This is a genomic window from Neoroseomonas soli (genome assembly GCF_018129065.1).
In the GTDB taxonomy this organism is placed as follows: Bacteria; Pseudomonadota; Alphaproteobacteria; order Acetobacterales; family Acetobacteraceae; genus Neoroseomonas; species Neoroseomonas soli.
The window spans coordinates 92,239-106,398 of sequence record NZ_JAAEDM010000005.1; the positions used below are offsets into that span (position 1 = coordinate 92,239).

At 70.4% G+C, this 14,160-nt stretch carries 15 protein-coding genes; all 15 read left to right on the forward strand.

The window, feature by feature from the left end; all coding sequences use genetic code 11:
* Positions 1-138 precede the first annotated feature (138 nt).
* The gene (locus GXW76_RS03285) at positions 139-1,233 is read left to right on the forward strand and encodes a polyamine ABC transporter substrate-binding protein (RefSeq protein ID WP_211860559.1); all 1,095 of its coding nucleotides are present in this window, start codon (positions 139-141) and stop codon (positions 1,231-1,233) included.
* Positions 1,230-2,273 (forward strand): ABC transporter ATP-binding protein, encoded by a 1,044-nt coding sequence (locus GXW76_RS03290; protein WP_211860560.1) that lies wholly within the window; start codon positions 1,230-1,232, stop codon positions 2,271-2,273. The genes GXW76_RS03285 and GXW76_RS03290 overlap by 4 nt, the downstream gene beginning before the upstream one ends.
* Before the next feature lie 139 nt (positions 2,274-2,412).
* The gene (locus GXW76_RS03295) at positions 2,413-3,243 is read left to right on the forward strand and encodes an ABC transporter permease (RefSeq protein WP_338150877.1); all 831 of its coding nucleotides are present in this window, start codon (positions 2,413-2,415) and stop codon (positions 3,241-3,243) included.
* Positions 3,240-4,034: an ABC transporter permease subunit gene (locus GXW76_RS03300; RefSeq protein ID WP_211860562.1), complete on the forward strand. Its 795-nt coding sequence runs from the start codon at positions 3,240-3,242 to the stop codon at positions 4,032-4,034. The genes GXW76_RS03295 and GXW76_RS03300 overlap by 4 nt, the downstream gene beginning before the upstream one ends.
* 55 nt (positions 4,035-4,089) lie before the next feature.
* A complete protein-coding gene (locus GXW76_RS03305) occupies positions 4,090-4,449 on the forward strand; it encodes a hypothetical protein (RefSeq protein ID WP_211860563.1) in 360 nt (119 codons plus the stop codon).
* A 68-nt stretch (positions 4,450-4,517) separates the two neighbouring features.
* Positions 4,518-5,720 (forward strand): pyridoxal phosphate-dependent aminotransferase, encoded by a 1,203-nt coding sequence (locus GXW76_RS03310; RefSeq protein ID WP_211860564.1) that lies wholly within the window; start codon positions 4,518-4,520, stop codon positions 5,718-5,720.
* Complete coding sequence (locus GXW76_RS03315; RefSeq protein ID WP_211860565.1) at positions 5,717-6,169, forward strand: GNAT family N-acetyltransferase; 453 nt, start codon at positions 5,717-5,719, stop codon at positions 6,167-6,169. The genes GXW76_RS03310 and GXW76_RS03315 overlap by 4 nt, the downstream gene beginning before the upstream one ends.
* 63 nt (positions 6,170-6,232) lie before the next feature.
* Entirely contained in the window at positions 6,233-7,978 is a 1,746-nt protein-coding gene (locus GXW76_RS03320; RefSeq protein WP_211860566.1) for a 6-pyruvoyl-tetrahydropterin synthase-related protein, read from the forward strand.
* A gap of 32 nt (positions 7,979-8,010) precedes the next feature.
* Positions 8,011-9,213, forward strand: coding sequence for a pyridoxal phosphate-dependent aminotransferase (locus GXW76_RS03325; protein ID WP_211860567.1), 1,203 nt, complete (start codon positions 8,011-8,013; stop codon positions 9,211-9,213).
* A gap of 141 nt (positions 9,214-9,354) precedes the next feature.
* The gene (locus GXW76_RS03330; protein WP_211860568.1) at positions 9,355-10,353 is read left to right on the forward strand and encodes a GNAT family N-acetyltransferase; all 999 of its coding nucleotides are present in this window, start codon (positions 9,355-9,357) and stop codon (positions 10,351-10,353) included.
* Between the two features lie 28 nt (positions 10,354-10,381).
* The gene (locus GXW76_RS03335; RefSeq protein WP_211860569.1) at positions 10,382-11,443 is read left to right on the forward strand and encodes a phytanoyl-CoA dioxygenase family protein; all 1,062 of its coding nucleotides are present in this window, start codon (positions 10,382-10,384) and stop codon (positions 11,441-11,443) included.
* A complete protein-coding gene (locus tag GXW76_RS03340; protein ID WP_211860570.1) occupies positions 11,440-11,964 on the forward strand; it encodes a DinB family protein in 525 nt (174 codons plus the stop codon). The genes GXW76_RS03335 and GXW76_RS03340 overlap by 4 nt, the downstream gene beginning before the upstream one ends.
* A complete protein-coding gene (locus GXW76_RS03345; RefSeq protein ID WP_211860571.1) occupies positions 11,961-13,103 on the forward strand; it encodes a PP2C family protein-serine/threonine phosphatase in 1,143 nt (380 codons plus the stop codon). Before GXW76_RS03340 ends, GXW76_RS03345 begins: the two co-directional genes overlap by 4 nt.
* Before the next feature lie 68 nt (positions 13,104-13,171).
* The gene (locus GXW76_RS03350) at positions 13,172-13,513 is read left to right on the forward strand and encodes an STAS domain-containing protein (protein ID WP_211860572.1); all 342 of its coding nucleotides are present in this window, start codon (positions 13,172-13,174) and stop codon (positions 13,511-13,513) included.
* Positions 13,510-13,968 carry an ATP-binding protein gene (locus GXW76_RS03355; protein ID WP_211860573.1) on the forward strand — a complete coding sequence of 153 codons (459 nt, stop codon included), beginning with the start codon at positions 13,510-13,512 and terminating at the stop codon, positions 13,966-13,968. The genes GXW76_RS03350 and GXW76_RS03355 overlap by 4 nt, the downstream gene beginning before the upstream one ends.
* Positions 13,969-14,160: the final 192 nt, after the last annotated feature.

Sequence of the window (14,160 nt, forward strand, 5' to 3'; positions counted from 1 at the left end):
GGCGTGACTACAGGAACATTACCCCAGACGTCAAGGGAAAAATTCCTAGTTGCCGCCGCGCGCGCGGGGGATGGCAGCCGCGTCGCGCGTGGCTACTCTGCGCGCCATCCGCCGAACGCTGCCCGAGGGACCGCGCCGATGCTCCGACGCCTCTTGCCGCTGCTCGCCCTGCTGCTTTCTGCCCTGCCGGCAGCGGCGCAGGAGCGCGTGCTGAACGTCTACAACTGGTCCGACTACATCGACCCCTACGCGGTCGCACGCTTCACGCGGGAGACCGGCATCCGCGTCCGCTACGACGTGTACGACAGCCTCGAGACGCTGGAGGGCAAGCTCTCGGCGGGCCGCTCCGGCTACGACATCGTGGTGCCGACCAGCGAACCGACCTTCGCCCGCCTGGTGCGCGCCGGCGCTCTGCGGCCGCTCGACCGGGCGGCGATCCCGAACTGGCGCAACCTCGACCCCGTGCTGATGGAGCGCGTTGCCGCCATCGACCCGGGCAACCGGCACGGGGCGATCTATCTCTGGGGCACGGTCGGGCTCGGCATACGCACCGACCGCGTGCGCGCGGCGCTGGGGCCGGACGTGGCGCTCGACAGCCTCGATATCCTGCTGAAGCCGGAGAACGCGGCGCGCCTTGCCCGCTGCGGCATCATGGTGATGGACAGCCCGACGGACGTGCTGCCCTCCGTGCTGCGCTGGCTCGGACGCGACCCGAACGGCAGCACGGCGGAAGACTACCGCGCCGCCGAGCAGGCGCTGATGGGCATCCGCCGGCATGTGCGCACCATCATCGCCTCCGGCTCCATCCTCGATGCGCTGGCGACCGGGGAAGCCTGCGTCGCGCTGACCTATTCCGGCGATGTCATCCAGGCCCAGGCCCGCGCACGCGAGGCCAGCCGCGGCGTCGAGATCGGCTACGTCATGCCGCGCGAGGGCGCGCAGCTCTGGTTCGACATGCTCGCCATCCCAGCCGATGCGCCGAACCCGGAGGCCGCGCAGGCCTTCATCGACTTCCTGCTGCGGCCCGACGTCATGGCCGGGATCACCAGCCACGTGCGGTACCCGAATGCCGTACCGGCCAGCCGCCCGCTGGTGGCCGAGGCGGTGCGCAGCGACCCCAACGTCTTCCCTTCCGCCGAGGCGCTGTCGCGCACCTTCGTCGCCGGCACCCCGCCGCGGGACGCCGAGCGCGCCCGCACCCGCCTGTGGTCGCGCTTCAAGGCGGGGCGTTGAAGCCGCTGCTCCGCGCCGAGGCGCTGACCAAGCGCTTTGGCGGCACCCTCGCGCTGGACGCGCTCGACCTTGAGATCGCCGAGGGCGAGTTCTTCGCGCTTCTCGGCGGATCGGGTTCCGGCAAATCCACCCTGCTGCGCATCATCGCCGGCTTCGAGACACCGGATTCCGGCCGCCTCCTGCTCGACGGCCACGACATCGCCGCCACGCCGCCCTGGGCGCGGCCGGTGAACATGATGTTCCAGTCCTACGCGCTGTTCCCGCACATGAATGTGGCGGACAACGTCGCCTATGGGCTTCGGCGCGCCGGCGTCGCGCGCGCCGACGTCACGGGCCGCGTGGCATCGGCGCTCGCCATGGTCGGCCTCTCGGGCTTCGAGCGACGCAAGCCGCACCAGCTCTCCGGCGGGCAGCGGCAGCGCGTGGCGCTCGCACGTTCCCTGGTGATGCGTCCCCGCCTGCTGCTGCTAGACGAACCGCTCGGCGCCCTCGACGCCGGGCTGCGCGAACGCACCGGCTTCGAACTCCGTGCCCTTCAGCGCGAGACCGGCGCCGCCTTCGTCATGGTGACTCACGACCAGGAGGAGGCGCTCGCGCTCGCCGACCGCGTCGCCCTGCTGGACGGCGGGCGCATCGCCCAGGTCGGCGCGCCGCGCGCCATCTACGAGCGTCCGGCCTCCCGCTTCGTGGCGCGCTTCCTTGGCGCGGCCAACGTGCTGGAAGGCCGCGCGATGGAAGGGCGCTTCGACAGCGCCGAAGCCGGCGCGACCTTCGCCGGTGACATTCCGGCCCACACTGCGGCCATCGCGCTGCGGCCCGAACGCATTCGCGTCGCCGTCGCCGCCGAGGGAGCCAATACCGCCCGTGGCGTGGTGGAGGACGTCGCCTTCCGCGGCGACGACTCCCTGGTGCTGGTGCGCCTGACCGGAGGCGCCACCCTGCGCGTCGCCCATGCCGAGGAAGACGGGGCGCCGCCGATGCGCGGTGCAGACGTCTACCTCGCCTGGGACGCGGAAGCCGTGGTGGCGCTGCCGGCATGAGCGGCGACGGACAGGCACGGGAGGGACGCCGCGCCCTCCACACCCAAGGGCTCGATCGGGGAGGGCTCCACCCTCCCCGAACCCCTCGGGCCAAAGGCCGAAAGGCCTTTGGGAACCAACACCCGGGGAGCACCGGGCCGTGAGGGGGCGACTGCTCCTTCTCGCGCCCGCATGGGGTTGGCTGCTGCTGTTCGTCGCGGCGCCGGCAGCCATCCTGGCGGCCATTGCCCTGGCGGAATCCGACCCCGGTGTGCCGCCCTTCCGCCTGGCGCTATCGGCCACGGGCTTCGCGACGCTGACGGAGGACACCTACTACCTCGACGCCCTCCTGACGGCCCTGCGCGTCGCGGCCACGACGGCGGCGCTCTGCCTGCTCATCGCCTATCCCATGGCCATGGGCATCGCCCGCGCGGCGCCGCGGCGGCGCGTGATCCTGCTCGCCCTGCTGATGCTGCCGTTCTGGACCGGCTTCCTGCTGCGCGTCGGCGCCTGGATCGGCCTGCTGCGCGACGAGGGCTGGATCAACGGCATGCTCCAGGCCGCCGGCCTGACCGACGCCCCGCTGACGCTGCTCTACACTGAGGGCGCCATGATCGCGGGCATGGTCCACGCCTACCTGCCCTTCGCGGTGCTGCCGCTCTTCGCTGCCTTCCTGCGCCTTGATCCGTCACTGGGAGAGGCGGCGGCGGATCTCGGCGCGCGACCGGCAATCGCCTTCCTGACGGTGACCCTGCCGGTTACGGCGCCGGCGGCGGCGGCGGCCTTCCTGCTCGTCTTCATCCCGGCGGCGGGGGAATACGTCATCCCCGAACTGATGGGGCCGCCCGAGGCGCAGCTCGTCGGCCGCGTCCTCTGGCAGGAATTCTTCCAGAACCGGGACTGGCCGGTCGCGGCGGCACTCGCCCTCGCGCTGCTGGTCCTGCTTCTGGTCCCGATCCGGCTCTTCCAGCGGCTCGAGGCGCGCACATGAGCCACCATCGCCTGGTGAAGGCTGCGATGGTCGCCGGCTTTGCCTTCCTCTGGCTGCCGATCCTGCTGCTCGTCATCTATGCCTTCAGCGCGGACCGCATTCCCTTCCAGTGGGGCGGCTTCTCGCTGCGCTGGTTCCAGGCCCTGGCGGCGAACGAGCGCCTGGTGGAATCCGCGCTGCTCTCCCTGCGCGTCGCGGCCGGGGCGGCGACGCTGGCGGTGCTGCTGGGCGGCGCGGCCGGCTGGGCCCTGGCGCGCTTCGGCCCCTTTCGCGGCCGTGCCCTGTTCGGCGCGCTGATCGGCGCGCCGCTGGTGCTGCCGGAGGTGGTGACGGGCCTTTCCCTGCTGCTGCTCTTTGTCGCGCTGGACGCGCTGACCGGCTGGCCCGCCGGGCGCGGGGCGACCACGGTGCTGCTCGCCCATGCGACCCTCGGCGCTGCCTTCGTGGCCGTGGTGGTGCAGGCGAGGCTCGCCGAGTCCGACCGCAGCCTCGAGGAAGCGGCCATGGATCTCGGCGCCACGCCCTTCACCGCGTTCCGCACCGTGACCCTGCCGCTGATCGCCCCGGCGCTCGCGGCGGGGTGGCTGCTGGCCTTCACCCTGTCCCTCGACGATGTGGTCATCGCCTCCTTCGTCTCGGGGCCGGCGGGGACGACGCTGCCCATGGCGCTGTTTTCCATGTTGCGACTGGGGCTGACGCCGGAGGTCAATGCCCTCGGCGCGGTCGTCGTGATCGCGGTGGGGGGCATGCTGGCCCTGGCGGCGCTGCTGCTCCGCCCCCGCAGGGGCTGACCCGCATCCCGGCCGGGCCATGGTTTCGCCGCTATGTCGTGCCAAATTTTAGACTATGCGACGATTCCTCCCGCTCCTCCTCCTGCTGGCAGGCTGCGCCGAGAACTGGGAACGGCCCGGCGCCACCGAGGCCGAGGCCGAGGCCGCCCAGGCCGAATGCACCGCCTGGGCGGCGCAGCAGGTGCCGCCCGCCCTGGTCTGGACCCAGACGGCGCCCGGCTACTGGGAACGCCCGGAGCGCCGCTGCTTCAGCCGCCGGGGCCAGACCGAATGCGTCGTCCGCCCGGCGCGCTACCAGCCGCCCCAGTATGGCTGGGTGGATGCCAATACGGGCCCGCGCCGGGCCGCCCGCGCCGCCTGCCTGCAGGAGGGCGGGTGGACCTACCAGGGGCTGCGGCCGTTGCGGCTCTGGTAGGCACGGGTTGATGGCGGGGGAGGGCGGCATTAGGGTCCGGCCCTTCGCAGAACTGTCCTGGGCCCGCCATGAACCTGATCGCCGACCGCCTGAACCGCATCTCGCCGTCCCTGACCATCGCCATGACGGCGAAGGCGCGCGCGCTCAAGGCCGCGGGCAAGGACGTGATCGGCCTGTCCTCCGGCGAGCCGGACTTCGACACCCCGCGCAATGTCAAGGACGCCGCCATCGCCGCCATCGAGCGCGGGGAGACGAAGTACACCGACGTCTCCGGCACCGTCGAACTGCGCAGGGCCATCTGCGAGAAGTTCAAGCGCGACAGCGGCCTCGACTACAAGCCGGAGGAGATCATCGTCGCCACCGGCGGCAAGCAGGTGATCTTCGACGCGCTGGTCGCCACCATCAATCCGGGCGACGAGGCGATCATCCCCGCGCCATGCTGGGTGTCCTACCCGGACATCGTGCAGCTCGCCGAAGGCACGCCGGTGATCGTGCAGTGCGGCCAGAACGCCGGCTTCAAGATGACCGGCGAACAGCTTGAGGCCGCGATCACGCCCAAGACCAAGTGGCTGATCCTGAACAACCCCTGCAACCCGACCGGCGCTGCCTACAACGCGGAAGAGCTGAAGAAGATCACCGACGTGCTGATGAAGCACCCGCATGTCTGGGTCTTCACCGACGACATCTACGAGAAGCTTGCCTATGACGGCTTCAAGCCGGCCACGATCCTGGAGGTCGAACCGCGGCTGCGCGACCGCACCGTGACCATGAACGGCTGCTCCAAGGCCTATGCGATGACGGGCTGGCGCATCGGCTTCGCCGGCGCGCCGCTGCATCTCATCAAGGCGATGGACAAGCTGCAGGGGCAGTCCACGTCGAACACCTCCTCCATCTCCCAGGCTGCGGCCATCGAGGCGCTGACCGGCCCGCAGGAGAGCATCGAGGAGATGCGCAAGGTCTATGAGCGCCGCCGCAACATGGTGGTGGAGATGCTGAACCAGGCACCAGGCATCCGCTGCCATAAGCCGGAGGGCGCGTTCTACGTCTTCCCGGACATGCGCGGCTGCATCGGCAAGACCACCGCCGGCGGCAAGAAGATCGATACGGACGAGGACTTCACCATCGCCCTGCTCGAGGAAGCCGGCGTCGCCACGGTGCATGGCGAGGCCTTTCTCTCGCCGGGGCATTTCCGCATTTCCTACGCGACATCGGACGAGGTGCTGAAGGAAGCCTGCACGCGGATCCAGAAGTTCTGCGCCGGGATGAAGTGAGCGCAGCTTTCACGCTGCGTCCGGTCGAGGAAGCGGATTTCGAGCCGCTCCTCGACCTTTCGATCCGCGTGCTGCGCGCGGACCTCGAACGCGTCGGCCGCTTCGACCCGGAGCGGCGGCGCAGCCGGATGCGGGCCGGCTTCGACCCTGCGACGCTTGCCGCCATTGAGGTCGATGGCCGCGTTGTCGGCTGCATCGCCGCCGTCCCGGCGAAGGACCACCTCGAAATCCATTCCTTCTACCTGGAGCCGGCCGTTCAGGGCCGTGGTCTCGGCGCCGCCGTCCTCTCGGCGGTGGCGGGCGCCCATCCGGGGCTTGTGGTGCGGATCGAGGTGCTGAAGGGCAGCCGCGCGCATCGCTTCTGGGAAAAGCAGGGTTTCGTCCGGATCGGGGAGCAGGCCGTCGATTGGCTCTACGAGTCCCCTGCGCGCGTGCCGCCTGGGTCCTAGGATCGGCAATCGGGCGCGTAGCGTGACCTTTTTCCGAGACCGGGCATCGCGGTGCGGCAGACGATGACGGCAGAAGTCACGAGGCCCCCGGCAAGCGGTGGCGTTTGGATCATCCTTGTTGCTGCTGTCCTGCTGGGCGCACCAATCCTGCTGCTGGGAGCCCCGGCGACCGATAATGCTCATTACAATCTGAACTGGGCCGAGCAGTTCGCGGCGCTGCTCGCCAGCGGCGTTGCCGTGCCGCGGTGGTTGCCAGATGCATTCGGTGGACTTGGAAGTCCGACATTCGTCTTCTACGCGCCGCTCCCCTTCTACGCTACGGCACCGCTTCTATGGCTCTTCGGCAATGTGCTGGACGGCGGGCGGATCATGGGTCTCGTGCAGGTCGCGATGCTGGCGGGCTCGGGCCTGATGATGCGGCGCTGGCTCCTGCAGTGCGGCGCGGCGCGACATGCGACGGTGGGCTCGCTGATTTACATGGCTGCTCCCTATCATCTCTTCGACATCTACGTGCGTGGCTCGTTCGGAGAGATCGCCGCCTATGCGGCGCTGCCGCTTCTCGTTGCAGCGCTTGACCGTTGCCTGCGCGGGCATTGCAGACACGTGCTCTGGCTGGCCTTCGCGACGGCCCTCCTGCTTCTGAGTCATTTGCCATCGGCGATGCTCGCCGCTGTCTTCGTGGCCATTCCATATGCCTTCCTGCGACTGGCCAGCGCGGCGCGCCCCATGGCCGCCCGCATGCGGGGCGGCGCCGCGGTTCTGGCGGGCGCGACCGGCGGTATCGTGCTGGCGGCGTTCCAGGTGGTGCCGGCATTGGCGATGCTCAGCGCCAATTCCTTCGAGCATATGACGACCGGCCGGTACGATTCGGCGGGGTGGCTACTGCTCCGGCCAGACGCCTGGCTCAGCGCTGGCTACATGACCTTTGTCGCAACGGCCGCATTCGGCGTGGCGGCGCTCGCGATTGCGGGTCTGGCTTTCACGCGTGGTGGCGTCGGCGGCGAGCCACGCATCTGGGCCGTACTGACGTTGCTCGGGGGCGCATTCATGGCCGGCATTCTGCCGGCACTCTGGTCGGATGGATCGCCGTTGACCCGCGTGCAGTTTCCGTGGCGCATGTTGCTGGTCCTGGATTTTACCTCTGTCACGGCTCTCGTGCTCGCCGCCGAACACAGCGGCCGGCCGCGCCGCGCGACCCTAGCCGTGTGGTTCCTTACGGTCCTTCCGGCCCTTTTCGTGCTGGCCGCTGCCGCCTATCCGATCCTGCGCACGACCACGACCAACGCCTGGCGTGAGACGTATCGAACGGTGGTGGCCTATCGTCCCGATCCGGGCGAGTACCTTCCAGCGGGGCACTGGCTGGGGCCTTCCGCGGCGGGGGTCGCGAGCATCGACCATGTCCTGCAATTGCTCGCTTCCATCGGCCCCGGCAGTCGCGCCTGGGGAGAGCCCGAGGCGGAGGTCGGCGTGCGTGTCGTCGAGTCGGGTCCGCTTGGAGAGCGCCTGGCGGTCGCAGCACCGTACGGCGGCCGGGTCGTCCTGCGGCGGTTCGACTTCCCAGCGTGGCACCTCGTCGGGCCAGGCGCCGAGCTGGGGTTGCCGAGGGAGCCGCATGGGCCAGATCGTCTGCTCTCCTTCCGCGTGCCGCCAGGCGAGCACACTCTCGAACTCGTCTGGATCATGCCGCTCTCGGCACGGATCGCGGCACTTGCCTCCGTGCTGGGCTGGTTCGCGTGGGGCCTCGCAGCCCTATCATGGCGGTTCCTACCATCGGCCGGGCCCATTGGCGTGCCGGTTCGCTCGCCGTAGATTGCTTTGCCCAAGGAGGGATCCCTGCCGACATGCCGTCACTCGCCCAACGCCTGAACGACGTCTCCATCTCCGCCTCCGTCGTTATGACGATGAAGGGGCGCGAACTCGCGGCGAAGGGGATCAAGGTGATCAGCCTTGCCTCCGGCGAGCCCGACTTCCCGACGCCGATGCATGCCATCGAGGCCGCGCACAAGGCCGCGCTCGCCGGCGACACCAAGTACCCCCCGCAGGACGGCACCAGGGAACTGAAGGAAGCCATCCAGCGCAAGTTCAAGCGCGACAACAACATCGACTACGCGCTCGACGAGGTCATGGTCGCCAATGGCGGCAAGCAGTGCATCTACAACGCCTTCATGGCGACAGTGGATCCGGGCGACGAGGTGGTGATCCCCGCGCCCTACTGGATCTCCTACGCCGACATGGCGAAGGTCGCTGGCGGCAAGCCGGTGCTGGTCTCCTGCCCGCAGAACAACGGCTTCAAGCTGCGCCCCGAGGACCTCGACGCCGCCATCACCCCCAAGACCAAGTGGGTGATGCTGAACTTCCCGAACAACCCGACCGGTGCGGCCTGCTCGCGCGAGGAGATGAAGGCGATCGCCGAGGTGCTGAAGAAGCACCCGCATGTCTGGGTCATGACCGACGACATGTATGAGCACCTCGTCTATGACGGCTTCGAGTTCTGCACCATCGCCGAGGTCGCGCCGGAACTGAAGAACCGCACCCTGACTGTCAACGGTGCCTCCAAGACCTACGCCATGACCGGCTGGCGCGTCGGCTTCTGCGGCGGGCCGAAGGAGTTGATCAAGGCGATGGTCAACATGCAGGGCCAGGCGACCTCCGGCATCTCCACCGTCGGCCAGGCCGCCGCCGCTGCCGCCCTGGACGGCCCGCAGGACCTGGTGCGCGAGCGCGCCGAGGAATACCGCCGCCGTCGCGACCTGGTGGTGGACATGCTGAACGCTGCGCCGGGCATCGCATGCCACAAGCCCGAAGGCGCCTTCTACGTCTTCCCGAACATCGCCGGCTGCCTCGGCAAGACCACCAAGGCGGGCAGGAAGATCGACACCGACACCGACTTCGCCCTCGCCCTGCTCGAGGAAAAGCACGTCGCCGCCGTGCAGGGCGCGGCCTACGGCATGTCGCCGTATCTGCGCATCTCCTACGCGACGGACACCGAGAGCCTGCGCGAGGCCTGCGCCCGCATCCAGGAGTTCTGCAAGGAACTCGCGTGAGCGTGCATCCGATGACCGCAGGGCGCAGGCGCCGAGGGCGCCGAGCACCGGAGGTCTGAATCGGATGCACCATCATGCGATGCATCCGATGACCGCAGGGCGCAGGCGCCGAGGGCGCCGAGCGCCGGAGGTCTGAATCGGATGCACCATCATGAAATCCGGGCGGGCAAGGACAGCGACGCCGAGGGCTTCATCGCCCTCATCGGCGGCTGCTGGGCTGAGTATCCCGGCTGCATCCTCGACGTGGATGGCGAGGTGCCCGAACTGCGGGCCCTCGCCACCTGGTTCCGCGGCCAGGGCGGCACGCTCTGGGCCGCGGAGCGGGAAGGGCGCCTGATCGGCATGATCGGCACCCGCCCGCTGAAGGAAGACGGTGCCTGGGAGATCTGCCGCATGTATGTCGATGCCGGCGCGCGCGGCGCCGGCCTCGCCGCCGACCTCCTGCGCACGGCCGAAACCCATGCGCGTGACGCCGGGGCGGAGCGGATGGTCCTCTGGACCGACACCCGCTTCACCCGCGCGCACGGCTTCTACGAGAAGCACGGCTATGTCCGGCAGGGTTCCATCCGGATCCTCGACGACATCTCCCACTCGCTCGAATTCCGTTACGCGAAGCCGGCGAAGGGCCTGGTGGTGGAGGCGCTGGACGCCGCCGCGGCCGCCAGCGCGGAACGCCGCCTTGCCGAGATCCTGATCGCCTGCGTGGCGGAGGGAGCCTCGCTGGAATTCCTCCCGCCGCTCTCGCGCGACCGCGCGCTGGCCTTCTGGAAGGGTGCTTCGGCCGCCGTGGCCGCCGGGCAGCGCGTGCTGCTCGCGGCCTGGCTCGATGGCCGGCTGGCGGGGACGGCGACGCTCGAACTCGTCACGTCCGAGAACCAGCCGCATGTCGTCGGCATCCAGAAGCTGATGGTCGATCCGCCGGCGCGGCGCGCGGGCATCGGCCGCGCGCTGCTGCGCCGGGCGGAGCAGGCCGCCCGCGCACATGGCCGCCGGCTGGCGATGCTCGACACGCGCCGGGGCAGCGCCGCCGAGGCCCTGTACCGCGAGCAGGGCTGGACCGAACTCGGGTGCATCCCCGGCTTCGAACTGGACGCCGCCCGCACGCCGCAGGACACCGTCTTTTTCTACAAGGCGGTGTGATACATCCGGGGGCAGAAGGAGCCCCGTGATGGCCGTCGCTTCTGCCGCGCGTTCCGTTCTTCTTGCTCCCTGGTGGGTCGCCTCGCTCGCCACCGGCGCGCAGTCCTTCATCGACAACCCACTCCTCGGCAGCGAGGCGCTGAATCGGCGCGGTCTGCACGCCCGCCGCGTCGCCATTGCCGCCCGCATGGCGGACCGGCGCCGCGCCCGCCTCTCTGCCGCGCTTTCGCCCGAGGATGCCGCCGCCTTCGCCCGGGACGGCTTCGTGCTGAAGCGGGACTTCCTGCCGACCGAGGCCTTCCGCGCCCTCAGCGAGGAGGTGGAGGGCCTCGTCACCACGGTGCGGGAGATGGTGCAGGGCGACACCATCACGCGCCGGATCGCGCTCGGCGATTCCCTGCTCGCGCGGCTGCCGGCGGCGCGTGCCCTGGTGGAAAGCCCGGAATGGCGGAACCTGCTCGCCCATGTCGCGGGGCACGGCGCGCGGCCGTCGCAATTCATCCAGACCATCCTCTCCGGCGTGCGCCCGGCCGAGCCCGACCCGCAGACGGTGCTGCACTCGGACGCCTTCCACCCGACCATGAAGGCCTGGCTGTTCATGCGGGATGTGCCGGCGGACGAAGGACCCTTCACCTACGTCCCGGGCTCCCACGTCATGACGAAGCGGCGCCTCGCCTGGGAAAGGCGCATGAGCATCGAGGCCTCGCACGGCCTCGACCATCTCTCGCGTCGGGGATCGCTGCGCATCACTGCGGATCGCCTGCGGCGCCTCGGCTTGCCGCAACCCGTCGCTTTCGCGGTGCCGGCGAACACGCTCGTGGTCGCCGACACCCACGGCTTCCATGCGCGCGGGCCGAGCCTGCGCCCCTCCATCCGCGTCGAGATCTGGGCCATGGAACGGCGCAACCCCTTCCTCCCCTGGACGGGGCTGGACCTCTGGGCCATTCCTGGCCTGCGCGGGCGGCGGGAGGCGCTGCAGTGGCGCGCGCTCGACCTGATGGAGCGGATGGGCCTGGGGCGCAGCCCCTGGCGCCGCCTTTCGCCGCGCCATCCGGGCGACCCCGCCGGCCCGCTCGAGGAACATGCATGATCGGTCCTGCCTGGTGCCGCATGATGGCGGCCTACAATGCGGAGATGAACCGTCGGCTCTACGCCGCGGCCGACACCCTGACGGACGATGCCCGCCGCGCCGATGGCGGCGTCTTCTGGGGCTCCGTGCACGGCACGCTGAGCCATCTGCTGTGGGGTGACACCACCTGGATGAGCCGCTTCGACGGCTGGGAGAAGCCGCCCGTCGCCCAGAAGGACAGCGCCCGCATGATCGAGGACTGGGCCGCGCTCAAGTCGGCGCGGGCGGTGGCCGACGAGCGCATTGCGGCCTGGGCCGGACGCCTGACGGAGGACTGCCTCGCCGCCCCGCTCACCTGGTTTTCCGGCGCCTCGCAGCGGGAGATGTCGCTGCCGCTCTGGGTCGCCGTGGCGCATTTCTTCAACCACCAGACCCATCACCGCGGCCAGGCGCATGCGCTGCTGACCCGCGCCGGCGCCGCCACGGGCGACACCGACCTGCCATGGGTGGTGGACCTGCCCGCCCTCGGGATCGCCATGTGACCGACGACGCGACCGAACGCCACCCGCCGGAGTCCGAGCGCACCATGGTGCGCCGCGCGGCCCCCACCGCCGTCGAGCCGGATCCGGTGCTGCACGTGCTCGACCTCGAACCCGCGGAGGGCATCGCCGCGCGCCGGATAGGGCTGGACGCGACCCCATTGACCATCGGCCGCACGCCGCAGAACGGGTTGGCGCTGCCCTCGCCCGATGTCTCCCGCAGCCACTGCATTCTGGCGCTGGAAGGCGAGGCGGTGGTGGTGAGCGACCTCGGCTCCACCAACGGCACCATCGTGGACGGGCGTGCCGCGCAGGGACCGACCCGCCTCGCGCCCGGCAGCCGGCTGCGTCTCGGGCCCTTCACCCTGGTCTATCGCAGCGGCCGCGCCTCCGACCTCGCGCGGGCGGAGGAGGTGGAGCGCGACCTCGCCCGCGCGGGGCGCTACGTCGCCGCGCTGCTGCCGCCGCCGGTGGCGGAAGGCCCGGTGCGGGCCGATTGGCGCTTCGTCCCCTCGGCCAGGATCGGCGGCGACGGCTTCGGCTATGGCTGGCTCGACGAGCGGCGCTTCGCGGCATGGCTGCTCGACGTCTCGGGCCACGGGGCGGGGTCCGCGCTGCTTGCCGCCTCGGCCATGAACATCCTTCGCGAGCACAGCCTGCCCGGCGTCGATTTCGCCGATCCGGTGGCGGTCCTCTCGGCGGCCAATGCGCGCTTCCAGATGGACCGCCATGGCGGGCTCTACTTCTCGATCTGGTACGGGGTGCTCGACATCGGGAGCCGGGTGCTGACCTTCGGCTGCGCGGGGCAGCACCCGGCTTTCCTCGTGGCACCCGGCGAGGCGGCGCCGCAGCCGCTCTGGGTCAAGAGCCCGGCGATCGGCCTCGCGCCCGACTGGCCCTATCGCCGCGCCGAGGTGGCGGTCCCGCCCGGTGCGCGCCTGCACCTCTTCAGCGACGGCGCCTTTGAGATCACGGCCGCGGATGGCGCGCAACTCGGCATCCGCGACTTCCTGCCACTGCTCTCGGCGCCCGCCGTGCCGGGACTGGCCGAGCCCGAGCGCCTGTGGCGCGCCGTGCGGGGCCGTGCCCGCCCCGGCCCGCTGGACGACGACGTCTCGCTGGTGACGCTGGACATCCCGTAAGCAGCGCGCCATGCCTCCTGCGCATGGCAGCGCGGGTCGTTCCAGGCTGGCGTGAGGGAGAGGACGCAATGGAACTGGCGGTGGTGGGTTCGGGAACGGCGCTGCTGCGCCTGGTGCTGGCCGGGCGGCTCGACGCGGCCGGGACCGAGAAGGTGGAAGGCAGGTTTTCCGCCGCCATCGGCAACTCGAAGGCCGATGTTGCCGTCGACCTGACGGGTGTCTCCTTCGTTGGCTCCCTCGGTATCCGCATGCTGATCGCCGCCGCGCGCCAAGCTGACCGCGCACGCCGCCGCTTCGTGATCTTCGGCGCGCAGTCGGCGGTCGCCGAGGTCTTCGAAACCGTGTCGCTCGACGATCTGATCCCGGTCGTGGCGGACGAAGACGCCGCGCTCGCTCGCCTCAAGGCATGACCGCGACCCCTCCTCCGGGCGGGGAGGTGCTGAGGCTGGCGCTGCGCGGGGCAGCGGCAAGCGAGGTGGTGCGGGCCCAGGCGGCGGTCGTCGAATTCCTCGCCGCGCACGGCGCGCGCCCGCGCAGCGTCGCGCGGGCCGAACTGCTGATCGAGGAAGTGGCACTGAACACCCTTCGCCACGGCTACCCGGAGGGCCAGGAGCCAGCGCTCGACATCGTCGCCTCCATCGAGGGCGGCCGCTGTGTGCTGCAGTTCGAGGATCGCGGCATCGCCTTCGATCCCACGGCCGCCCCCTTGCCGGCACCGGCTGCGGGGCTCGCGGAGGCGCGGATCGGTGGCCTCGGCATCACGCTCATCCGCCGGACCGCGGCGGAACTGAGCTACGAGCGCATGGCGGACGGCCGGAACCGGCTGCGCATGGTGCTGCCGGCGGATGAGGCCGGGACCGGCTGAGGGCCGGGCGGCGTGCTGGTGACCTGATTCCGAAATCCTGCGGACTTCGTTCTCAGGCCACTAGCCTTTGTTTTCAGTAGCCTGCTTGCTCGCTTCGTTCGCTGGAAATCCAGCGAACTTCACGGGCAGGACACTGGAGCGGTTTCCGTTCGCCTCTGCTCACGAACACCGCTTCAGGCCTTTGTTCTTGCG

Coding starts and splice junctions, on each gene's coding strand:
- GXW76_RS03350 (WP_211860572.1), top strand. CDS start 13,172: ATGGAACTGGCGGTGGTGGGTTCGGGAACGGCGCTGCTGCGCCTGGTG.
- GXW76_RS03310 (WP_211860564.1), top strand. CDS start 4,518: ATGAACCTGATCGCCGACCGCCTGAACCGCATCTCGCCGTCCCTGACC.
- GXW76_RS03285 (WP_211860559.1), top strand. CDS start 139: ATGCTCCGACGCCTCTTGCCGCTGCTCGCCCTGCTGCTTTCTGCCCTG.
- GXW76_RS03320 (WP_211860566.1), top strand. CDS start 6,233: ATGACGGCAGAAGTCACGAGGCCCCCGGCAAGCGGTGGCGTTTGGATC.
- GXW76_RS03305 (WP_211860563.1), top strand. CDS start 4,090: ATGCGACGATTCCTCCCGCTCCTCCTCCTGCTGGCAGGCTGCGCCGAG.
- GXW76_RS03325 (WP_211860567.1), top strand. CDS start 8,011: ATGCCGTCACTCGCCCAACGCCTGAACGACGTCTCCATCTCCGCCTCC.
- GXW76_RS03300 (WP_211860562.1), top strand. CDS start 3,240: ATGAGCCACCATCGCCTGGTGAAGGCTGCGATGGTCGCCGGCTTTGCC.
- GXW76_RS03330 (WP_211860568.1), top strand. CDS start 9,355: ATGCACCATCATGAAATCCGGGCGGGCAAGGACAGCGACGCCGAGGGC.
- GXW76_RS03335 (WP_211860569.1), top strand. CDS start 10,382: ATGGCCGTCGCTTCTGCCGCGCGTTCCGTTCTTCTTGCTCCCTGGTGG.
- GXW76_RS03340 (WP_211860570.1), top strand. CDS start 11,440: ATGATCGGTCCTGCCTGGTGCCGCATGATGGCGGCCTACAATGCGGAG.
- GXW76_RS03355 (WP_211860573.1), top strand. CDS start 13,510: ATGACCGCGACCCCTCCTCCGGGCGGGGAGGTGCTGAGGCTGGCGCTG.